Below are 23535 nucleotides of genomic sequence, written 5' to 3'. Positions count from 1 at the left end.
ATACCCTATCAATGACCAAATACGTGGGGCATGGGGCACTTGTACTGAGCGTAGTCGTTGGCGCAGCCTCTCGTAGAGAAGTATGGGGCATTGGGCATGGGAAGACGACAACGGGACTGACAAATTAATGATTGAAAATGGGCTAGCATCAAGTGTAGTCGGCGCTAACTACAGATGCTTATGACTGCTCAACTGCCCGAATCTCAAATAACATCTGGTTCAGATTTGTATGAGCAAGACTTTTACTTGTGGATTCAAACCACAGCAGAACTGCTCAAACAAAAGAATTTTACACAACTGGACTTAGAGAATTTAATTGAAGAAATTGAAACAATGGGTAGGAGTGAAAAGAAAGCACTCAGAAGCAATTTGGAAGTGGTGCTGATGCATCTATTAAAGTATAAGTATCAGCCCGAAAAGCGCTCTGGCAGTTGGCAAGCAACGATTCGAGAGCATCGCAAACGCCTCAGAGAAGCTCTAGAAGAAAGTCCTAGCCTCAAACCCTATTTTGATGAGGTTCTTGGGCAGTGTTATGACCACGCTAAACTGTTGGCTGCTGATGAAACTGAATTGGATGTAGCTATTTTTCCCGAACAATCTCCCTTTACCCCAGAGCAAGCCCTCGACCCCGATTTTTTACCAAATTAATGATTGAATATGGGCTAACATCAAGTGTAGTCGGCGCTAACTTCAGATGCTTATGACTGCTCAACTGCCCGAATCTCAAATAACATCTCGTTCAGATTTATATGAGCAAGACTTTTACTTGTGGATTCAAACCACAGCAGAACTGCTCAAGCAAAAGAATTTTACACAACTGGACTTAGAGAATTTAATTGAAGAAATTGAAACAATGGGCAGAAGCGAAAGGCGAGCATTGGAGAGCAATCTGGAAGTATTGCTGATGCATCTGCTCAAATATCAAATTCAAACCCAAAGGCGATCGCCCAGTTGCCAGTATACAATTTTGGAACACCGCAGGCGAATCGAAAAAGCACTTAAGGAAAGTCCAAGTTTAAAGCCTCACTTCGATCGCATTTTTGAGGAAAGCTATCAAGCTGCTAGAGGACTGGCTGTGATTGAAACTGGGTTGCCCATCGCTACATTCCCCGAACAATCTCCCTTTACCCCACAGCAAATCCTCGACCCCGATTTTTTACCTGAGTCGTAATGGTGAAGCTCTATGATGATGTAAAACTGTTTTGCTTCCTACCCCATGACTCAAGAAACTTCTCCAAAAACAGCGGTGGTTTTCGATATTGATGGTGTTGTGCGTGATGTGAGTGGTTCCTATCGCCGAGCGATCGCAGATACCGTAGAATACTTTACAAACGCTGCGTATCGTCCAACACCTGTAGATATTGACCTATTAAAATCGGAAGGTGTGTGGAATAACGACTGGGAAGCATCCCAGGAATTAATTTACCGCTACTTTACGGCTGGTGGACAGAGCCGCGAACAATTGCAACTAGATTACAATGCGATCGTTGCTTTTTTCCAATCGCGTTATCGAGGCCCAGACCCCAACAATTTGACGGGGTATATCTGTGATGAACCGTTATTATTAGAACCTAGCTACTTAGACCAACTTACCCAAGCTGGGATTGCTTGGGGATTTTTCAGTGGCGCTACTCGTGTTTCGGCTAACTATGTCTTAGAAAAACGTCTGGGTTTGCAATCTCCAGTGTTGATTGCGATGGAGGATGCGCCAGGTAAACCTGACCCCACTGGACTTTTTGCTACAGTTCGTGAATTAGAAAATGGAATTGAGCAAAACTCAGCGATCGTGTATGTGGGAGATACAGTAGCAGACATGTATACTGTGGAGAAAGCACGGAATTTAGATTCTGCTCGCACTTGGATTGGTGTAGGAGTTCTACCGCCTCATGTGCAAGAAACACCGACGCGGGGTGAGGCATATAGTGAAACTCTCTTTAGAGCTGGAGCTGCGATCGTTTTGTCTAATGTACAAGAATTGACCCCAATCCAGATTCACAAATTAATTACCAGAGTGTGTGCTTAAAAATAAGCTAATTTAGATATAGATATTATTTCTCAATTAACCTAAAAAGGCATTGACACCTAAGCTGTAAAGCGCCAGTAATTATTAATTTCCCATGAACATTTTCAGTAACTTACTTTCTCAACCAACTCAGCCTGCACCTGCAAAAAAACAACGTCGAGGAATTGAAATTAAATCCCCGCGTGAAATTGAAATCATGCGGCAATCAGCGGCAATTGTAGCAACTGTGCTCAAAGAAATTTCTGAGTTAGTAAAGCCAGGAATGACGACGGCTGACTTGGATGCTTATGCGGAAAAACGCATCCGCGAAATGGGCGCAACACCGAGTTTTAAAGGATATCATGGGTTTCCAGGTTCTATTTGCTCCAGTATTAATAATGAAGTAGTACATGGTATTCCTAGCCCCAAGAAAGTAATCCGCCAGGGAGATGTATTAAAAGTAGATACAGGCGCTTATTACCAAGGCTTTCATGGTGATTCTTGCATTACGATCGCTGTTGGAGAGGTGACCCCACTAGCGGCTAAGCTAATTCGCGTTGCAGAAGAAGCTTTATATAAGGGCATTGAACAAGTTAAAGCCGGCGTCTACTTGCTCGATCTGGCTGGGCCAATTGAAGACCATGTGAAAGCTAACGGCTTTAGTATCGTTGAAGAGTTTACTGGACACGGTGTTGGTCGGAATTTACATGAAGAACCTTCAGTGTTTAACTTCCGTACCCGTGAATTGCCAAATGTGAAACTTCGTGCGGGAATGACCCTGGCAATTGAGCCAATTGTAAATGCAGGTTCTAGACATACGCGGACATTATCTGACCGTTGGACAGCTGTGACTGTGGATAATGCTTTATCGGCTCAGTTTGAGCATACAGTCTTGGTAACGGAAACTGGTTATGAGATTTTAACTGACCGTTCTAAAGTTTAATTGCTAGTTTACTTAAGTGTTATTAAAAGAGGTAAAGCGTCAAAAGAAGCCGATTTGCCTCTTTATTTTTTTATGTAAAGGTTTGTGGAGATTTTATAGCAGGCAAAAGGCAACAGTCAACAGAAAAGAAAGTCTCTTGTTGTCGGGCTTTTCCCATCAGTTTATGTCCTAACCTAGCTGCAAAAAATTACGAGGCATCGCCACTACTGTTGCGATCTCCAAGACTTGAGTTTGGTTAATAGAGGTTTAGAAGGTGTGGACAAATTCAGCCGATATTGGAATATTGGAACATAGGAACCATTACCCTCGCGGACGGTGACTAGAAAGGCTGTTTTGTTACGTGGATCTTTACCAATTCCATCGATGTAACCAGACTGTATTTTTTCTATTTCTAAAGGTTTTGCTTGTTTAAATCCTGGTTGTGAAATACAAATAATAGTACTTCCATCTTGATATCTACCTGAGTAAAACCAATAAGTTTGCCCTTTGGTTTGAAATTCAGATTTATAAAAAATAGTAAACCTGTCAAATTCATTTAATTGTTGATTTTTTTGGCAGCGATCGTTAATGTATATTTCTTGGGCAGTAGTTGGAGTCTTAAAAGATAAACCCAGTATTAAACTAATTGCTAATCCACTTGTCAGTGTTATTTGAGCAATGCGGTTATGAATCATACGTTATCACTGTTTACTCGATTAATCGATGATAACGGAAAAACAGTGTCTTCCTTTACTGTCACTCTATCTGGGCTTTTACAGCATTTTTCAGGTAAATCAAGTACAGAGTTAGGGGCGTACAGCCGTTCGCCCTTACAACTATCTGTATCTCACAAAGTTGCAATCTGGTGTATCTTCCGAGCTATTAATTTGAGAAAATGATTGTGTCCAAATTTACACTACTCAAGCTTTATCTTTTGACCTAAATTATTTTGATAATGCTTGGAACACTCGTGATTTTGAACAATTTATTGACATCCAAGTGTATGATGCGACAAAAATTAAGCAATTAACGCAAAATTTATAATCTCAAAACTTCTTATGAGCGAACTTTGCCTTTAATAAAACGATGAAACAGGCGGCAAGGCCAGAAAAAAGCTCCACAAATACTTACCGAGACAATAACAGCGACAACTCGCTTATTCAAATTACGCGAATTGTCAGACTCCAAAGACTGAGTTTGTGTACTTTTAACTAGTTCTGGCACAGAATCAGAGAGCTGACTGGCTGTACTCACCCCTTCAATTGCCGCTCCAATTAGATAAGCTACCAGGGCAATTATTAGCCAGTGGTTCATTCTGTTGCACTATTTGGACTGTGAGCGTATGCTTTGCAGTGAACAATCATTTGGTTTCTTGCCCTAATGATTGCCACCTTGTTCTAATGATAATCGACCTTCAGCCGTATCGCGGATTAGAGGCAGTTTAGATTTGATGTAAGTGTTGAGTGTACCATCTACCTGAGCGTCAAGCCCTTGCTTGGCTTTTAACTGCTGGAGGAGCAGTTGTACTAAAGCCGCATCATCAAACTGGAGCAGGGTATTGACCTGGGTAGACTCGATTACAGCCCAGAGCTGTTGCATCATTTTGGGAGCGATCATGAGCTTGTAACTTTTTTAATATTTTCTTTATATTTGCACGAATTCGTAATTTGTGCCTAGTTTTGATCTGAATATTTGTAAAGATATTGGTTAATGCTTGATTGTTGACGGTTGATTGGTGCGGGAAGGGAGCAGGGGGCAGGAGGGAAAAGAAGAATTTCTATATTTAATTCTCCAGTTGCATACCTCATCTATTTGCAAACTGCTGTAATAACTCTAGGACTTATGCATGGGTTTCAAGCTTCAGTGCGTAAGTGCTAAACTCCTCAGTCAACCGTCAACACTCTCAATACATAATTAACGTGCGCCTCCGTTAAAGACTCACGTTAATTATGATTGTGGCTCTATCGCACAAGAGGGTTGCTGAGCAGAAGGAGGATCGGGATAAATTGCTAGAGTGTGATAGCTTGGAGCATTTTCACCATATAACACTCGAAAAGTATACAGTTTGTTTCTACCTTGCCCTTCTGTAACAACTGTTAAAAGTGTATTGCTAGTTTTAGGGAGTCCGGGAATATTTAGTTTGGGAATTCGTCTAAGTTGAATTACGTTTGCTGCCGAGTTTTTACAATCTCCGGTAGTAGTGTTTGGTTTTTGACCAAACTGCATACATACTGGGCCATCAAAATCTATAGTTACTTGTGATGGATCGTTTAACCAAACTTTTTTAATTACTTCTCCAGCGGGAATAAAACTTAAGTTTGTTCCTTGCTGATAGGAAACCTCTAGGGTAGGTACTAATCCTCCTAAACCTTGCCCTTGGCAGGAAAATATAGAACGGAGAACGGCATTATTAGCTACAGCACGACCTACCAATAACAACATAGTAACCGAGAAAATTAAGGAAGCTATAGGTAGGAAATAAGAACTATTTAGGATATTTCCTGGTAACTTGATATTATTTTTCATGGTTGTAAATGAGGATATTGGTAGATACAATAGGGAACTAAAAAGGGAGCATCCCAAGCATATTGGAAGATAAGGTAAAAAATAATTATTAAATTATTACCTAATTCCAAATTGTGAATTTCTGTGCCTTGAAAGCTTAAAATTGGGATAATTACTATCTTTTAAAATTGCGTTTGTTGGTTGACATATATTTCAACATTTGTGCCTGCTGGCAAAAACCAAACGTTCGTTTGTTGTGACATTTGAGCGATCGCCTGTTGATTGCGTTGGGCAATTTGGGGTACTACGGAGTTCAAACCACCTTCCACAATCCCAGCTGGGATATTTTCTCCAGTGTTAGTGTTGCTAACAACTGTGCTTCCACCATTGATGGTGACAACTTGACCGTCGGTGCGATTTAATAACTCTGCGGCTTTCCCAATACCTCCCAAAACAAATAGTCCCAAATCCATTGATGCTACGGATGAACTTTGACCGGGAAATTTATTACCTATTAAAGGCCTGCCTTTGCTGCCGCGAATAATAATTGAATTGTTGGGTAAGCTTCGTTCTGTGAGGTTGCCATCATTTTGTGAGATAATTTTGGTTATGTTCATCTGCACAAGACCTTGTTCGGAAATAGAACGAATTTCAGTGAGAAATTCGGTGTTTGCAGGTAAAGCGACCTCACCATTGGCGGCTTTTAGCGGTTCTTTCAATCGAACTACAAATACGTTTTTATCTGTTTGCTCTTCGTTATTGCCTCCTCTGGTAGTTTCGCCAAATATGGCTGTTGCCAATACGGCTTTGGCACTAGTCCCGATCGCTACGGTATTCTGCCCTTGTGGTTGTGCTTGGCTAACTACGGCAGGCCCTTGTCCTGGGTTTTGCTCAGCAGGATTGGGGTTTGGTGTCTGTTGAGATGGCTGCTGAGGCGGCTGCGTTTCGTTTGTGGGTTGGGGAGCAGCTGCAATGTTATTAGGTTGTTCGGTGACATTTACTTGGCCGTAGCTACCCAACTTTGCTAGCCTTGTCCACTCATCGAATGGACTTGGTGGGGGTGGTGGGGTAATGGTAACTACGGGTTGAGTGCTGGGTCTGAGAACTGGTAGCTGGGGTGTTACTAGAGGTTGAGGCGCAGGTACTCTGACGATGCGCTCAATTGTGACCGGCTGAGGGACGTAAGCTGTTGGTGGGGGTGCTGGTATCACTTGTTGTCTCCTTGTGGAAGAAACTGATGGTTCTGCCAAGACTACTGTGGAGGTTGGTTTTGGCGTTCTCAGTCTTTCTTGGGCGGCTTTTACTGATTGTGCTTGTTCGGTTAGGGCTAATTTGGTTTTGAGAGTCTCGATTTCGCCTTGTAGTTGTTGTGAGGTTGTTTCGTTTGTTGGTTGCGATCGCACTTGTGGGGTGACGAGATTATTTTTGGGCTTTTGATTACTACCACTCATCAATTGCGACAAAAACACACCAGCCACCAAAACTACTGCTAAGGTAGCGGCACCTACTAGACCTAATTTGGCAAAGGGATTAGATGAGAGGGGTTGCTCTGTCTTAACTTCATCTGGTTCGGATGACGGTTGCTCCGTTGCAGGGTCTTCTGATGTTTGGCGTAGGCTTGAAGATTCTTCTTCAAAGCCAACCAATCTTGCCATCCGTGATTCCCAATCGTCATATTCTATTTGTGGTTGGCGATCGTCGGTGTCTAAAGTTAATAGATTTGGTGAAGGAGTTTCTGTCGGAATTGAATATTGAGTCATGGTAAAGCTTACTTTGAATTTCCAGAACAATTTTTATCTTGAATTTCACAGACATTATAAATTTCTAGTCTGGCTTCACCAAGGCGGTAAACCGCAAAGTGCGACGGTAGCGGCGCATTTGGTAGTGAAGTTGCTGGTTCATTTATTGCTCTAACTAAAATTTGTTTATTAAATGAAGTAGATTTTCCCAATCTATCATAACTACTAAAAGTTAATTGATTAGCAAGCATCTCGACTTTCCATCTGCCATTGCCTATTTTTGTAGGTTGAGATATTTTTTGGATTACTAATACATTTTCAGTGCCTCTATTGACATTTTCAAATTGGCTATCTGGATTTAAGTTAGTCACTTGTGACTTCATTTTTTGCTTAAAATCATCAGCCACGAGTTGGGAGCTAATTTCCCAGACTGTTGTTGGTGGCTGTTCCTGTGACCAGGTAAGCATTACGCTCATAGTTTCAGCTACAAAGCGCCGAATAGTTTCTGGTTGTCGCTCTAAATTCTCTTGGGGGTCTACTGTAATCACACGGCCATCAACGAGTTGTACTAGACTTTGAGGCGTGAGTTGCCGGCCTAACTGTTGTAACATAGACCCATGAAATATCAAGAGCAGTAAGGTAAATACATGTAAACTAAATGTTCCTACTGCCAACAGTGGTAAGGCGTTACTTTTTTTATTTTCTGATTTAAATATCTGCATTAATAATTTGTTGTTATCGTGAGTCAGGAGCCAGGAGTGAGAATTGAGAATTCAAGGAGTCAAGAGAAGGTTTTAGCAATGCATATACAGTATATTTGAACTTAGTGAAGTACACCATTTCGTTCTCAAAGCTCAACATAGATTCCTATAATAATTATTTTTAATTTTACTATACTAAGCATACTAGACCTTTTATAAATTCATAATTTTGGATTCTGTATTCTGAATTATTATCTGATAAAATTATCGGTTCTTTGTTGAATTTTGCATTCTTTTAATTGAGCTTCATTCAGGTTGCTGGAGTTATCTAACAAACATAAATCTCGAATTTCATAAATTTCTACTCTATCAGCGCGGACACTATAAATTGCTTTTTGCAAGTCTGTGCCACTTTCCATTTGGGGATTAGGGAAATAATCTGTTGCACGCACAAGAAAGTCTTTGTTAAAAGGAGTTATGACTCTTCTATCATCACCTCGATTTTTTTGAATTAAATCGGCTACCATACCGACTCGCCATTTACCTGGTTGAATTTCTTTTGGCGGATAAACCCGTTTAATTACTAACTCTGATGTCATTCCTTGTTTGGGATTTTCAGAAAACACTTCTGGTGGTGTGATTTCGGCAATTGTGCTTAAGAAACCTTTGCGAAAGTCTTCTGATAAAGCAAAACTAGCTATCCAGCTAGTGGTACTAATTTTTTGGCTACCGCCTTGGGGTGTTCTAATTAATATTCCTAAATCTCGTTTGGGATTTGCGACTTCTTCAATCCTTTGTGGGGGTAAGGTTCCCGACCACTTAAACATTGCAATCATGGTTTTGCTGATGAATTGACGAATTGCTTCTGGATCTCTTTTTAAATCATCAATTTCATCTACCTTTTTTCCATCTATTAATTGTACAAAATTAGGAGGTTTTCTCAAACTTAGTTGGCGAATAGTTAGTCCTTGAAATAAAAATAAAAGTAACACTAATAGATGCAAACTAAAGGTGGCGATCGCAAAAATTGTTAAAACACTTACTGTTCTTTTTCCTTTCTCTAATAAACGTACCATTCAATCACCTCCTGCGGTAAAAAAGTTTGGTTGTTATATATGATGATAGTCAATATATTTTTTTTGACGAATGATTTAAGATTGCTATATATTTTTATGTTTACTATCATGATTTTTAAATTATTCTGACTTCTGAATTCTGAATTCTTAACTATATTCTCTCCTTAACCAGAGAAGCCGCATTGTTGATAGCACTGAAGACTGCAAACCCCCCAGCAGCAGCCACAAGTAAGGACAAAATCGGTGCTAGAACTCCCAGAAAAATCATAAACCACATTAAGTCTGGGTCAACATTAGCATCTTGACCGGGGCCATTAACAATTACTGCCGAAGTCAACACAGCAATAATATTAAATGAAATTTTGGCAATCCCAATAGATAAAAATCCGGTAAGCCATGCAAAGATTGGTTTACCAGCTACAGGTAGTAAAGAAGCACCAACAGCAACTGGCCCTAAAGCTGCTATTAGCAACGATGTGGCTTCTATTAAATTTTGGAAGGCGTATTGCAAGGAAACTAAGAAGTTTTTGAGGCTCGTTTGTACTGTAGAACCTAATAAAGAATTAAATGAAGTTTCCGATACAATACCTGTGCCATATCTGATATTATCTACCTTTGTTTGTAGCCTGGATATCCAGTTTTTATTACCGTATGAATCTCGATATTTTTGCCAGAGAATATTCACTTTTTCAGCAGCTTTAGCAAAACATTCAGTTTGCTGTTCGCCAGTAAGTGACTGACAAGGACGCAGAAAAGAACCCGCTACTTCTTCAGCAACACTCATACTCAGCGCTTGTTGGTACACTTTATCTGCATCTGCGGTGACCAATACTTGTTGATTTGCACCGTCTATAAAATTTCGCACTCCCAGTGTCAAAGTAGAAAGTATACTCCCACTCCCAGAATTATTTAAGAGTACAACTACTACAAAAGGCCAGATTAATGCTGATATGGGACGAGTATATTCGTAGGTTAATAAATCCCTTAGGAATTGTACCATAAAAAATAACAGGGTTCCGACTGCAAAAAAAATACCTACATTTGTCAGCGTTCCATACAAATTTTCATTGGTATTATTTTGTAATAAATCCAGCCATTGTTTGTCCCAACCTTGGGCAATACTTTGGGAGGTTGCGACACCATTATCAACAATTTCATCAATGCCTACTTGGGCAAAAATTCGTGGAATAGCAAGTTGCATTATTTTGGTTTTATGGGCTATTTTTTCAATTTATTATGTTTTCGCAAGGTGTGTTTCTAACGATTTAACCCACACACAGAAGACATTTTAAATAGTGATAGATGTATCCAAAACTAACGTTGAAACACCAAATGTTTAATATTCTGACTCCTGAATTCTATTAGCGACAGCTTGTCGTAGCCCATTCTGAATTCTGACTTCTGAATTCTTCTTAATTATCAATTTTTCTGCCAAATAAATCTATTTGAGAAGTAGCTCGTAAAAGTCTCGCTGCTTCAGTGGATGTTTCAACTCTGCGAGCGCGATTTGCTTCTTCTGCTTGTTGGGAGATGTTTGCTAAATTTAAATTAGAGTATTGCAAAGATTGATTAGTTTGTATTGTCTGAGCAAAGGTTTCACCAATAATTTTTGATTGTTCCTGTTGAATTTTAATACTTTGTGATTGATTGGCATTAAATAGTTGTGCTAATATTGCTGTAGCTGGATCGAGTTTGGTAGGATCGAAAGCAGGAATAGGAATTTTACTTAACAAACTTTGAGTTTGTTCTTCAGCTGCTTCAGCAAGTCCGGCAATATTTTCTAGACTTCTTTCTGTATCTATTAACTTTATTTTTGAACGAATTTGTCCGTTTTCACCAAGAACACCTGCTGCTGCTCCACGGGTAATTACACGATTAAGTTCATTACTAACTAAATTTCCCCGCACAGCTGCATTATTTTCAAAGCGATCCGATCTAGAGTAGAGAATTAAATCATCACGAACTTTTTCCCCTGCACTAACGGGGTTGGGTATATTCAATTCTCCTTTAGCATTATTCAGAGCATTTCGAGTTTGGAGTTCTACAGGCTTTAAGTTGTCGCTTAAATTGTATTGAAAGTAGTTTTGTAAATCTGTGGAATATGATTGAAAATCAGTCCAAACCTTGCCTAATTGTGATTTACTTGTAGTAATTTGGGCTGCTACAGGTAGAATTGCCAGAGATACTAAAGTCAATGTGAAAATGGTAGTTTTCTGCATACATCTGTACCTGAAAAAGGTAGACGAAATTATCTAGCGAGTTAGAAATTAAGTTGGCTGAAGTATTATTCAGAGATTTTCCAGAATTAAATTATTACTGTTTGTGGCTGTTTTTGGCTATAGGCAGGCCAGACGCTTACCCTACGATCAGTTTTGGGATATTTTTGATTTAGTAGTCTCTGATAAATCTTTGAATTCCTATTAACCGCTCACAGTTCTCCTCCCTGATTAATTACTACGTAGTGTAGCTACTAACTGACGTGCGAATGCGGAAATTGCTTCATATTTATCGTTGTGAATTTGCATCATTTGGCTACGTGCAGTTTGTTCGTAGGGGTTGTTAGCCACTGCTGCCAATTGTTCGTAACCTGGATAGTAACGACAGAATGTATAAACGCCGTTATCATCTAGCAGCCATTGGCTATAAATACCTTCTTTGCGTGGGAAAAAACTTTCTGAGGCATTACGAGCAATAATTTTACGGGGATATTTTAAGATGTCTGCAAAACTATCCACTGCAACTGGTTGAATACGTCCAATTAATCGGGTTGTTAAGTTTTGCAAGATTTTCGATGCGGCTTTAGATTTGGCGATGGTGTCAGGATCTTGTGCTGATAGGATAACTCTAATACCAGCTTTAGCGCCGTTGGCACAAATTCGACCAACTAAGTCAGAAATTTGCTCGAATTCAAATAAAATCGGTGCTTCGTCGATAAAGAATATGGAAGCGGGACTACTTAAGGCGCGACGCAGTGCTGCGGAATAAGCACTTAAGGATAGTACGGCTGCATCTTCACTATCTGAAAGGTTTCTGAGAGCAAAAACCAAAAGTTGGGCGTCGGTGGGAAAGCTGGATGGTGCAGAAATGGCTTGTCCAACGCGGCTAGAAAGCCAGAAACGCAACCGCAGCTGAATTTGACTGAGGGCGTCTTCTACTCTGCCACTCAAGGAGCTAAGCTGTAAATGTTCTGGGGAACAGAAAAACAGAAAATCTTTTAAAGTCGGGGTTTTTTGCCAAGCCGGAGAACCGAAGCCTCCCGACATTGCTTTGCGATATCGTTCTTTGATACCTTCATCAGCAAAGAAGACTTCTAAGGCTAAGTTGAGAATCGATCGCACCGTTTGAGATAAAATTTGACTTTCGGTAGACGATCCTAAAACCATTGTCATTAAAGCTGATTCTAGGAACGAGGTATAATCTACCATGCGATCGCGTTGTTGTTCTGGATCTAGCGATCGTAAATCTGGTTGTTCAAATAAGTTATTTGATTGTTTGGAAATATCAAAATAAGCTCCATTTCCCTCCATAAACTGTGTATAGTCGGTAAAAGTAGACGTACCATCAGGTTTGGGAAAATCTAGAGCCACTACGGGAATGCCATAGGCCAAAGCCTGAGTTAAAATTCCCGATACCAACACTGATTTACCAGCACGAGTGGTGGCAAATAAAGCTAAATTTTTGTGTTGGTTAAACAAATCCAAATGTACCGGTGTTCCGCCTTCTTCCGCAATCAATTCAAAGCCTTGTCTATCGCCTCTTTTGGTTAAAACTAAAGGCATTAATCCCGGAACTTCACTTGTTAAATATAGCTGACGACGATTGAAGGGTGTTGCTAACAAACCTTCCCAAACTATGGGGAGAGTTTGCAACCAAATTTTCCAGGCGTACTCGGTTTCTCGAATTACCCTAGCTGGACGTTGAAAACAGTTTTCAATATATCTTGTGGCCTCGTCTAACTTCTCCACAGTTGGCCGATGTACCAAAATGGCGATACTCGTATAAATCGGAACTGCACCTTCATATAATTGTTCTTGTGCTGCTACCGACTTCTTTAACTTTAATTGGGCGTTGACATCAATGGTTTTACTTTTTTCTTGAGCCAAAATTGTCGTCATATTTGACTGTTTCAGCACTCGTTGGAGAGTAGTTTTCACCAATGCTGGATTTGCCGCAGTCAATTCACAAAAAATCTCTGTATCTACTACTGTTTCTCTGGCTAACAGTTCCCATAAATACCGCAGTTGAGCCGATTTATTCGGCCAACCACCGGGTTTTTCCAGAAATGACATTGTGCCAATATAACGATTGTTTACATGTACCCAACGGCGATCGGCACGCGGTACGCTAGACTCCATCAGCAAAGTTGTGCCGTGGATATTGTCTATCAACAATTTGCTACTAGCTAAATCTGAATTAACTTGTTCGTGGAGTCCATCTTCATCTAACGTGATTAATTGGGGAATATCTACTGGCTGGGTATCATTAAATCTTTTCCAGATGTCTTGCCAGAGTTCTACTGCACTCAAAGCTTTGACATCTAATCCCATTTTGTTAGATAAAATTTGCTCCCAACGTGAAAAACCTTGTTTGTAAGCATTGGTAATTACAGTTTCCAGGCGTTGGTTTTCAGCTTCTGAAAGTTCGCCTTTAAATTTCAACCACCAGGACTCAGCTTTGATTAAAAGTCTCTCTATCCAATCATCTGCATTTCTAGAACTGGTTTCCACTGTGTAAGTGACATAAATCCGTAAAAATTTCGGCTTACGCACGCCAGCTTTAGTCAATTCTTTGATTCTCGCTCTCTCTGCCATCAGCAAATATTTAATATCTTTTGATGGCGCATTCCTAATGAGTGATGCTAATTCTTTTTGCCGTTCTATATCTGAACTAAAAGACCCCAAATGCAGTGTCATTCTTTCACCGCTGGGAATGTCTTTCAACCCAGCTTCAATGTTATTAAAAAGTGTATCGATTTGTTCTGGTCTTAAAGTGGTATGAATTCCCTTACAATCAAAACCAAAAACAAAGCAGAACCGATCCTTTTGAGTGCCTTTTGTCAACAAATAAGCACCAATATCACGTCCATTCATGGAGACGCGCAACATTGTCGCCAGGTGTAAGGCATCTTCAAATGGCGTTAATCTAGTTTCATTTCCGGCGCCGCCGACGCTTTGTTTTCCGATTTTTTGCTTCATGGTTAACTTCCAGTAAGCTTTGATAACGAGCAAAGCCTCGTGTCCAAGCGGGAACCCCAATAAATTTGCTTAAGAAACTCCAACTTCTACCACCAGTTAATATCCACCAGGTTCCAATTCCCCAACCAGTCATTAAAAGCGTCCACAGCCATTTTTGAAATTCTTCTTGGAAAAGACCACCAAAAATCCCATTGATAATTAAGTAGGATGATAAGGCGATTACTGTCCAAGGAATAATTTGATCTGCCGGAATTGGCCCTAATGAAGGTTGGCTTCCTAGAACTTGGTTAACTGGACGAAATTCTTGTTCCCGCTCTTCAGACATTTCTCAAATTTTAAATTAATTACTGCTATTGCCAATTACAAACCGTGTGAGTACATCAGCAATGGTAACAGCTACAACGACTAATAGGGGAGTTCTGGCGATACTTTGCCAATCTTCATCTTTACGAACTGCGTTGATGACACCAACCAAAGAAATTGCAATATATAGCAAGAAAAGTGCCCGCAATATATTAAATATCAAACTTACTGCGGTGTCGGCACCACCACTGTTTGTTGTTGAACCATCAGTTGAAGATAAAGTCTTTTTGAAAAACTTTTCCGCTTCGCCAAAAAACTGCGCTTGTGCGGGAGTAGCAAAGTTATCTAACCAAAATAGACTCAGGACGATCGCCCCTGCTAAGATTTGTAATATTATTAGCGATCGCCTTGGTAAATTTACCTGCTGTCCAATTTTGTGTGTGATGACTGCAATTAAACTACCAACTAATAAACAAAATAGCAGGATAGGACTTTTTAAGCTGATAACGCTTAAAAATACAGCACAAGCAATCAAAAAAGGTACAGATTCAACTAAAATAGCCAGACTCGTTTTCAATGCCAGTCTTAACTTATGAACTACTGTAGCTGCACTACCAGTTAAAGCTTTGAAAAAGTTTCTCTGGTGAGAACTTTGTCTAAACATTTGCTAATTTTCCTATGGTTTACTATGGGCGTTGGTGTTTCAAATTTTACAGATGAGACAATCTTACATGATTCAACATTTATTTTTCTCCAAATTATAAAGTTCAGCAAAGTTATACATCATAATACGATTTTTTATTAATTTAAGTTAACAGAGTATTAATATTTCTTTAATGAGTGTGTTTGTCCTGAGAAAGTAGGTTTTTAGCTCTTAACCATAACTGTTACAGTCTTTTTAAAGTTTTTCTATACCAGCGAGTTTGCTTTAATTATCACTTTTGAGGAATCTAGGGTTCATGGCAAACAATCCTTGGTAGCATAGCGCTCTTTAATCACTATCGCCAGAGTCAAATCTGAATTCCTTATCCAGAGCTAGTTTTGCTCGCTAGACTTGAGTACTTAAGTGCTACACCTCCTCACTTGCTATAGGTTTAGCAAACAAATCAAGCAAGTGGCTGCTGTATCCCATTTGCCAAGGCTTTTGGGAATACTTTTAGAGATTATACTAACACTACCATTCACATCCGTGTTAATCAGTCTACCGTCACTAGCACTAAGTAGGCCGCATTGAAAATATGAGATTCCTATTTGGTTCCATAAAAAACTCGCGCTCAACTCGAAAAGCCTCTAGCCCTAATCTCTACTCCCACACAGACGCCATTGATAGCATTTCTACTTCCCTCCTAAGTAAATAAGTTCAAAAATTAAAGCTGATTACCATATTCAGAATGTTTAAAAATCGGTTAATTCTTGAAAAAATATAGTAAATATGCATTGAGTAAAAATACAACATCCTAAATATAGGAATCCGATTTGATTTATAAACAGACCTGTGTAGACAGGCAACAGCGAACAGGGAACACAAAAGAACCAAGTTAGAGATATACTGATTTTTTAACAAAATCCCCTACCCTTTAATCTTCTACCCTCTTACCTATTGCCTCTTGCCTCTTGCCTCTTGCCTAACACATCGTTAAGTTCATAAATTAAATCGGACTAGTATGATAGGTTTTATAAATCCTAAAACAACCTAATTCGCTTGATGGACATAACGATTATTTTGTCAAGACAATAAATTATATTCTAAATCTATTGCAAACTTGAAAGTCAAGCTTAATCGGCAAAACCATATATAGATAAGATTATGGACAAAAATCGAGATTTTACTCTGATGGAATTAATAAAAAGCGGTAACAAGTCCCTTTTTAAAAAACTTCAAAATACTGGCAATAGAATTAATTGTTTTAATCTTTTCATAATGCAACCATGATTGTAATTTTACCTTAACACTCTACTCTTAAATTCGTTAGAACATTCTGGCAGCTACAAATCATAGCAGTCATAGAGAAATCGTGAAATTTTTATTTTCTTTGGTTTAGCCTTGGCTATCGCAGATAGCAAACTGCTGCACGTCTAAGCCAAAGAAAATGATGTTCATAATTATTTGCTCTAATTTATTGACTAGTTTGTGCAAAATTGTGCTTGATGAATAAATTTTTTCGAGCCAGATTTTTGGCTGAAAAAAACTTATTTTTGAGCGCGAATTTGACGATTGGTTTTGTTTTTTTCAGGGTGCTAATCCCTAATTTAACTGCAAGGAGCTTGACATGGTTTTTTATTGCGATCGCCAATCGAATCATTTGATAAGTTCGATTTCTGTACTTGCCATCACAATTGGTTTAGTAGCAGGTCAATCTGCTAGCGAAAAATCTCTAGCTCAGACCTCCACCACTCCTCCTCCAACTGGAGTACTTTCCATAAATGGAGCAGGCGCAAGTACTGTAAACACTTTGTTTGTAGGTACAGGAACTACCGCTCCTTTCAGCCCACAAAACTCATGGTTTAACTTTTACGGTGTTGGAAATCCTCCATCCCTCAACGATCCTGCTGGTGCAACAAATGGCCCAGTCAATTCTGCCGTCACATTCAGATATGCTTCAGTTGGTAGTGGCGCAGGCCTAACAGCCTTTTTCAGCCAAACCGTACCACCTGCATCACCTGGCCCTACCATCTTACCCCCAGTCTCTTTTGCAGCTAGTGACGATCCTTTGGCAGGAACACAAGTAGAACAAGTAGTTACTACTGGTAGTGGAAAACCCAATAGTGGTAAGGCCATTCAAGTGCCTGTGGTGGGTGTCGGAATCACCTTATCCTACAACCGTACTGGTCTTACCATACCAGCAGCTGGACTGAGACTTTCGCGAAATACTTACTGTGGTATTTTGAACGGCAGCATCACAAATTGGAACGATAGCAGAATCAGAACTGATAATGGCGGCGCAGTCATCGCAGCCAATTTACCCATCAGAGTTGTACGTCGTAGTGACAGCAGTGGTAGTACATTTGTATTAAGCACTCATCTCAATACTGCGTGTCAAACTGCTGCGACTTCAGGTCTTCAAACAACCTCTGTATGGAATAGAGGAGTAGGTAGCGTAAGTACTTCAGGCACCGTACCTCCTACACCACCAGCCAATACAGTTGTTTGGCCAGCAAGCTTCCTATCTGCCTCAGGAGGTGGAGCAGTAGCAACTACGATTTCAAGTACTACTGGTGCAATTGGTTATGTTGATAGTGCTACTCGGTTAGCTAGAAGTCTACCTGCCGCACTCTTACGCAACAAAGCAGGTACATACGTTGGCCCTACAACAGCCGGAATTCAAGGCGCTTTGAGTGGTGGAACCATCGTCACATATGGTGCTGCTCCCGCTAACAGACTGGTTAGAATTGATAATTTGGCCGACCCAGCTCCTTCAACTGCCTATCCCATTTCTACAGCAAGTTATTTGCTGTTTTATGACAGATACGCAGACACTACCATAGCAACTAATATTAGGGCTTTTATCAACTGGGCTTTAGGAGGTACACCAACCTCAAGTCCCACAGCAGACAGTATAGCTATAGCTCGTGGCTATGCTCCTCTTCCGGCTGCCATTAAAACTCAATCTAGAAATGTTGTGAATACTTTTGTGAATACTACCAGCCCTTAGGTTTGGAAATCAACCTAGTAACCTATCCGAAAACTCAACTATTAATTTAGTTGGCACATCTTAACTATCGTTAGCAGTGTTGCTGAATTGAAGTATGAAATTTCAAACTCCAAAGCTGGAAAACTTTGTTGTTGCCTTTTGGTGCAAAGCAAAATTCATACTCTGAATCAGTAACACCTTTTTCTAGGTTTACTAAAAAATTCTGGTAAGGATATGAGAATTATGCTTCAGGATTATATTTATAATTCTGAAGTTTTATTTGGGCGATTATTCGTATTCGTCAATCTTGATGTTTATGATTTAGATAAATATTAACTAAGTATAAATAAAATCATTATATTAGCTTTTAGCAATAGTGTTGTAAATCAACTAACTAATAGTATTTTTCTTACTTGCTGAAACTTGATTTTATGTTTGATTTAATCTAGCAACTTCATTAACAACGCTCTTTTTCATGGAACTCGTAATCTCAAAATTGAAAAGATATTAACTCCTTTAAATAACTGCAAAAAAATAATCTGCCAACCCATATCATAAAAATACAATAATTTTTAATTTGATTTACTTAACCTAACTTTTAACAAATACTAACGTTACTTGTTTAAAAGTTCTAAATATATTCCATTGCTAACAACAAACATACAATAAAATCATGGCTGATCCATTATCCAACCTCTCGGAGCTTAACGGCAGCAACGGCTTTAGCCTCAACGGCAGTGGCACAGACTCCTCAGGCAACTCAGTCAGCAGTGCCGGAGACGTAAACGCTGACGGCATCGCCGACATAATAATTGGCGCACCAGGAGCAGGGCAAAGTTATGTAGTATTTGGTAGCACTAGCGATTTTAGTGCCAACCTCGACCCCTCGACTCTCGACGGCAGCAACGGTTTTGCCATCAACGGTGGTGCGAATCAATCTTTTGGCGGCTCAGTCAGCAATGCCGGAGACATCAACGATGACGGCATCGACGACTTAATTATTGGCGCTTCGGGTGCAGCCTCAGGAGCCGGACAAAGCTACGTGGTATTTGGTAGCAGTAGTGGCTTTAGTTCCAGCCTCGATGTTTCTAATCTCAACGGCAGCAATGGCTTTGTCATCAATGGTATTAATGCCACCAACTCCGATGGCTTCTCAGACTCCTCAGGTAACTCAGTCAGTAGTGCTGGAGACATCAACAATGATGGCATCGACGATTTAATTATTGGCGCTTCAGGTGCAGCATCTGGAGCCGGACAGACCTACGTGGTGTTTGGTAGCAGTGATGGCTTCAATCCCAGTCTTGACCTCTCGACTCTTGACGGCAGCAATGGTTTTACCATTAACGGTAATGCCAATGACTCTTTTGGGAACTCAGTCAGTAGTGCTGGGGACATCAATGGCGACAACATCGACGACATCATTATTGGTGCATCTGGTAACGCCAAGAGCTATGTGGTGTTTGGCAGCACTAACAACTTCAGTGCCAGCCTTGACCTCTCGACTCTCAATGGCAGCAACGGCTTTGTGATTAATGGCAATGCCAGCGATTTCTTTGGCGCTTCAGTCAGCAATGCTGGGGATATCAACGATGACGGCATCAACGACATTATTATTGGTGCATACAACGCCGCTTCTGGTGCAGGAAGCAGCTATGTGCTGTTTGGCGGCAACAGCTTTAATGCCAGTTTTGACCTCTCGACTCTTGATGGCAGCAATGGTTTTGTCATCAACGGTATTAACAGCAATGATGTTTCAGGTTACTCAGTTAGTGGTGCTGGGGATGTCAACGACGATGGCATCGATGACATATTAATTGGCGCACCTTTCGCCTCTGCCATTGCTGGACAAAGTTATGTGGTGTTTGGTAGCAGTAACGGCTTTAGTGCCCAACTCGACCTCTCCAACCTTGACCCCAGCAACGGCTTTGCCATCAATGGCATTAATGCTAATGATTCTTCAGGTATTTCAGTTAGTGCTGCTGGTGATGTCAATGATGATGGTGCTGATGATTTAATTATCGGTGCAACTGGCGCTTCCTCTGGTGCTGGGCAAAGTTATGTCGTCTTTGGTACTCCACAGCCCGAACCAGAACCACAGCCACAAGTCATATTTAACCTCTCGACTCTCAACGGCAGCAACGGGTTTGCCATCAACGGCATAAATGCTAATGACTCATTTGGCACATCAGTCAGCAATGCTGGAGACATCAACGCTGACGGCATCGCCGACATAATAATTGGCGCACCAGGAGCAGGGCAAAGTTATGTAGTATTTGGTAGCACTAGCGATTTTAGTGCCAACCTTGACCCCTCGACTCTCGACGGCAGCAACGGTTTTGCCATCAACGGTGGTGCGAATCAATCTTTTGGCGGCTCAGTCAGCAATGCCGGAGACATCAACGATGACGGCATCGACGACTTAATTATTGGCGCTTCGGGTGCAGCCTCAGGAGCCGGACAAAGCTACGTGGTATTTGGTAGCAGTAGTGACTTTAGTTCCAGCCTCGATGTTTCTAATCTCAACGGCAGCAATGGCTTTGTCATCAATGGTATTAATGCCACCAACTCCGATGGCTTCTCAGACTCCTCAGGTAACTCAGTCAGTAGTGCTGGAGACATCAACAATGATGGCATCGACGATTTAATTATTGGCGCTTCAGGTGCAGCATCTGGAGCCGGACAGACCTACGTGGTGTTTGGTAGCAGTGATGGCTTCAATCCCAGTCTTGACCTCTCGACTCTTGACGGCAGCAATGGTTTTACCATTAACGGTAATGCCAATGACTCTTTTGGGAACTCAGTCAGTAGTGCTGGGGACATCAATGGCGACAACATCGACGACATCATTATTGGTGCATCTGGTAACGCCAAGAGCTATGTGGTGTTTGGCAGCACTAACAACTTCAGTGCCAGCCTTGACCTCTCGACTCTCAATGGCAGCAACGGCTTTGTGATTAATGGCAATGCCAGCGATTTCTTTGGCGCTTCAGTCAGCAATGCTGGGGATATCAACGATGACGGCATCAACGACATTATTATTGGTGCATACAACGCCGCTTCTGGTGCAGGAAGCAGCTATGTGCTGTTTGGCGGCAACAGCTTTAGTGCCAGTCTTGACCTCTCGACTCTTGATGGCAGCAATGGTTTTGTCATCAACGGTATTAACAGCAATGATGTTTCAGGTTACTCAGTTAGTGGTGCTGGGGATGTCAACGACGACGGTATCGATGACCTAATTATCGGCGCACCTTTCGCCTCTTCCATTGCTGGACAAAGCTATGTCGTCTTCGGTAGCAGTAACGGCTTTAGTGCCCAACTCGACCTCTCCAACCTTGACCCCAGCAACGGCTTTGCCATCAATGGCATTAATGCTAATGATTCTTCAGGTATTTCAGTTAGTGCTGCTGGTGATGTCAATGATGATGGTGCTGATGATTTAATTATCGGTGCAACTGGCGCTTCCTCTGGTGCTGGGCAAAGTTATGTCGTCTTTGGTACTCCACAGCCCGAACCAGAACCACAGCCAGAACCAGAACCACAGCCTGAACCAGAACCAGAAGCAGAACCAGAAGCAGAACCACAGCCACAGCCACAGCTTCCACAACTGACAAACAGTGGTAATGATGTCTTTAATATCAAAAGTGGCAATGGTCAAGTAACACTCGAAGTTGCTATCACAGCCAGCAATTCTACACTGGTGAATGAGTTGGGTGTGTATGCTGTTGATGATGCTACGGGCAGTATTGATGGTATTGCTCCAGGCGAAGCAGGTTACGCTCGCCAAGCTCTAGAACGAGGACAGGTGATTTTCTCAGCTATTGCAAATCCACCCAATGGGTTCAGCAACAGCCTTGTTGAGAGTGTATTAGAATTTTCATCTGATACAAACCTGAGATTTTATTTAGTCAAAAACAGTACAACTGAAAATGTGCTAAGTAATATCACACCAATCAGTGATGTATTGTTTTCTGACTCATCAAACCAGCAGATTAAAAGTTTAGACAACAATGCATTTTCCTTAGCTTGGAAAGATGGTTCTGGTAATAGCACTAATGATTTTCAGAATTTAGTAGTAACAATTCAGCCTACAAATAATCCAATACCTTTAGGTAAAAGTTTACAAGGTCAGCCGCAAAAAGAATTAATTGACTTCAGAGATATTGAACAACAGGTAACAGCTAATTTTGTTATCAACCGAGAAGCTGCGTTCAATAATTTTGTGGGATTCTATAAAGTAGCTGATGAAAATGGTGGTATTGATACCAATGGTGATGGTACGGTAGATATTCTCGTTGGACAAGCTGGTTATGCCCAAGCTGCTGTGCGTCAGCGGGTTGCAGGAATTGATCTTACTGTGAACAACCAAGGTACGGCAAGTTATACCGGCACTTTCGAGCCTGGTTCTATCTTTGCACCATTTATCATTATCGATGGCAGACCAGATGCCATTTTAGATAACAATTCTAATAACGATCCACAAGTTTACTTCTCATTCTTAGGCGCTAACGCTGACAGGGTTGATCATATTCGTCTGTTGGGGAACAACATCTTTGGCTTTGAAGATCTAGAAAATGGTGGTGACAGAGATTTTAACGATATTATTGTGCAAGCTAATTTTAGTCTTGTTCAATAATTTGAGGAGTTTATACTAAGTTGGATTCAAAGATAGTAAATCTGACTAAGAGGAAGGAGTAAGAATATTCTGGTCGAACACAATTTAGTATTAAAACCTCTAAAGAAGGTGTGAAAAAAGCAGTCTTGAGATAGCTTAGTGTATCAAGATCACAAATGCCGTAGAATTGTTCACCCTTAGAGTTTTTGCATGATACCATCTAGTGTTGGGCACTGAATAAAAGCTGAAAGTAAGTACTTGAGCTAACCAAAACCAGTGCCCACATTAGTTTATGAGATTTATGAGATCGTGCGATCGCTATCACTATTTAGAGACTTTCAACTAAAAATATCTCACGCCTGTGTCAGTTCTGGAAGCAGACAAAGCATCTGAATCATCATTTTCACTCTCAAAATTGCATCGTCTAATTTCTAGAATTCCCTTAACCTTTATTTCTCATATTACTGAGTAAAAATAATAACTTAAGTGCAGAGTACTTAATTAATTCAAAGTAGCAATTAAATACAATCATCCTGTTCTTGATGACTAAATAGCTGTCGGTCACAATAGTTAAAAAAGTTAAACTGCCAACTATGTTATAATTAAGTTAACTTGAGAAATATTTTCGGTCATGTTAGTGACTATATAATAGAGACCTCTCCGAATCTAAATCTCTACACAGTTTGATTCTGGAGGTATTTTATTTCAGGAATCGATTTGAAAAATTTACCTTCGAGGATTCCGAAAATGAAAATTTTTAGCGGAGGAAACTGTACTGGAATACCTCTAAGAAACTCATATATTAATGTGAATTCGATGGCTCATATATTGTCTGCCCTGTTTACTCA

Annotated in this window: 18 protein-coding genes; 6 read left to right on the top strand and 12 right to left on the bottom strand. The window is 40.6% G+C overall.

The genetic code is table 11. The features are described 5' to 3' along the window. Window positions 1–180 precede the first annotated feature (180 nt). The 4 genes from H6H03_RS21450 to map all read left to right on the top strand — a co-directional run bounded on the left by H6H03_RS21450 (window position 181) and on the right by map (window position 2945). Window positions 181–648 (top strand): DUF29 domain-containing protein, encoded by a 468-nt coding sequence (locus H6H03_RS21450; protein WP_190957104.1) that lies wholly within the window; start codon window positions 181–183, stop codon window positions 646–648. A 52-nt stretch (window positions 649–700) separates the two neighbouring features. After that, window positions 701–1171, top strand: a complete 471-nt coding sequence (locus tag H6H03_RS21445) for a DUF29 domain-containing protein (RefSeq protein ID WP_190957103.1) — start codon at window positions 701–703, stop codon at window positions 1169–1171. A 45-nt stretch (window positions 1172–1216) separates the two neighbouring features. Then, window positions 1217–2023, top strand: a complete 807-nt coding sequence (locus H6H03_RS21440; RefSeq protein WP_190957102.1) for a TIGR01548 family HAD-type hydrolase — start codon at window positions 1217–1219, stop codon at window positions 2021–2023. A gap of 94 nt (window positions 2024–2117) precedes the next feature. Beyond that, window positions 2118–2945, top strand: a complete 828-nt coding sequence (map, locus tag H6H03_RS21435; RefSeq protein ID WP_190957101.1) for a type I methionyl aminopeptidase — start codon at window positions 2118–2120, stop codon at window positions 2943–2945. A 203-nt stretch (window positions 2946–3148) separates the two neighbouring features. Here map and H6H03_RS21430 read toward each other — a convergent pair whose 3' ends face one another. From H6H03_RS21430 to H6H03_RS21375, 12 genes are all read right to left on the bottom strand, one after another. After that, the gene (locus H6H03_RS21430; protein WP_199339026.1) at window positions 3149–3619 is read right to left on the bottom strand and encodes a hypothetical protein; all 471 of its coding nucleotides are present in this window, start codon (window positions 3617–3619) and stop codon (window positions 3149–3151) included. Between the two features lie 361 nt (window positions 3620–3980). After that, window positions 3981–4238, bottom strand: a complete 258-nt coding sequence (locus tag H6H03_RS21425) for a hypothetical protein (protein WP_190957100.1) — start codon at window positions 4236–4238, stop codon at window positions 3981–3983. Between the two features lie 63 nt (window positions 4239–4301). Beyond that, window positions 4302–4541 (bottom strand): hypothetical protein, encoded by a 240-nt coding sequence (locus tag H6H03_RS21420; protein ID WP_190957099.1) that lies wholly within the window; start codon window positions 4539–4541, stop codon window positions 4302–4304. 330 nt (window positions 4542–4871) lie between these two features. After that, on the bottom strand, window positions 4872–5450 hold the full coding sequence (locus tag H6H03_RS21415; protein WP_190957098.1) for a hypothetical protein: 579 nt from the start codon (window positions 5448–5450) through the stop codon (window positions 4872–4874). Between the two features lie 161 nt (window positions 5451–5611). Continuing rightward, entirely contained in the window at window positions 5612–7189 is a 1578-nt protein-coding gene (locus H6H03_RS21410; RefSeq protein WP_190957097.1) for a TrbI/VirB10 family protein, read from the bottom strand. Between the two features lie 8 nt (window positions 7190–7197). Continuing rightward, window positions 7198–7890 carry a hypothetical protein gene (locus H6H03_RS21405; protein ID WP_190957096.1) on the bottom strand — a complete coding sequence of 231 codons (693 nt, stop codon included), beginning with the start codon at window positions 7888–7890 and terminating at the stop codon, window positions 7198–7200. A 230-nt stretch (window positions 7891–8120) separates the two neighbouring features. After that, a complete protein-coding gene (locus H6H03_RS21400; RefSeq protein ID WP_190957095.1) occupies window positions 8121–8945 on the bottom strand; it encodes a hypothetical protein in 825 nt (274 codons plus the stop codon). Between the two features lie 151 nt (window positions 8946–9096). Next, the gene (locus H6H03_RS21395) at window positions 9097–10146 is read right to left on the bottom strand and encodes a hypothetical protein (protein WP_190957094.1); all 1050 of its coding nucleotides are present in this window, start codon (window positions 10144–10146) and stop codon (window positions 9097–9099) included. Between the two features lie 211 nt (window positions 10147–10357). Next, window positions 10358–11164 (bottom strand): hypothetical protein, encoded by an 807-nt coding sequence (locus H6H03_RS21390; RefSeq protein ID WP_190957093.1) that lies wholly within the window; start codon window positions 11162–11164, stop codon window positions 10358–10360. 228 nt (window positions 11165–11392) lie between these two features. After that, window positions 11393–14140, bottom strand: coding sequence for a hypothetical protein (locus H6H03_RS21385; protein ID WP_190957092.1), 2748 nt, complete (start codon window positions 14138–14140; stop codon window positions 11393–11395). Further along, the gene (locus H6H03_RS21380) at window positions 14094–14465 is read right to left on the bottom strand and encodes a hypothetical protein (RefSeq protein WP_096535265.1); all 372 of its coding nucleotides are present in this window, start codon (window positions 14463–14465) and stop codon (window positions 14094–14096) included. The genes H6H03_RS21385 and H6H03_RS21380 overlap by 47 nt, the downstream gene beginning before the upstream one ends. A gap of 15 nt (window positions 14466–14480) precedes the next feature. After that, window positions 14481–15107: a hypothetical protein gene (locus tag H6H03_RS21375; RefSeq protein WP_190957091.1), complete on the bottom strand. Its 627-nt coding sequence runs from the start codon at window positions 15105–15107 to the stop codon at window positions 14481–14483. 1606 nt (window positions 15108–16713) lie between these two features. Between H6H03_RS21375 and H6H03_RS21370 the strand changes: the two genes are divergently transcribed. Together H6H03_RS21370 and H6H03_RS21365 are read left to right on the top strand one after the other, a co-directional pair. Then, window positions 16714–18096 (top strand): substrate-binding domain-containing protein, encoded by a 1383-nt coding sequence (locus H6H03_RS21370; protein ID WP_190957090.1) that lies wholly within the window; start codon window positions 16714–16716, stop codon window positions 18094–18096. 652 nt (window positions 18097–18748) lie between these two features. Further along, a complete protein-coding gene (locus H6H03_RS21365) occupies window positions 18749–22708 on the top strand; it encodes a beta strand repeat-containing protein (protein WP_242065745.1) in 3960 nt (1319 codons plus the stop codon). Window positions 22709–23535: the final 827 nt, after the last annotated feature.

The organism is Nostoc paludosum FACHB-159, from assembly GCF_014698835.1.
GTDB classification, from domain to species: domain Bacteria; phylum Cyanobacteriota; class Cyanobacteriia; order Cyanobacteriales; family Nostocaceae; genus Nostoc; species Nostoc paludosum.
The sequence above is the reverse complement of the archived record's forward strand: the minus strand, read 5'-3'. Positions and strand labels throughout refer to the sequence as shown.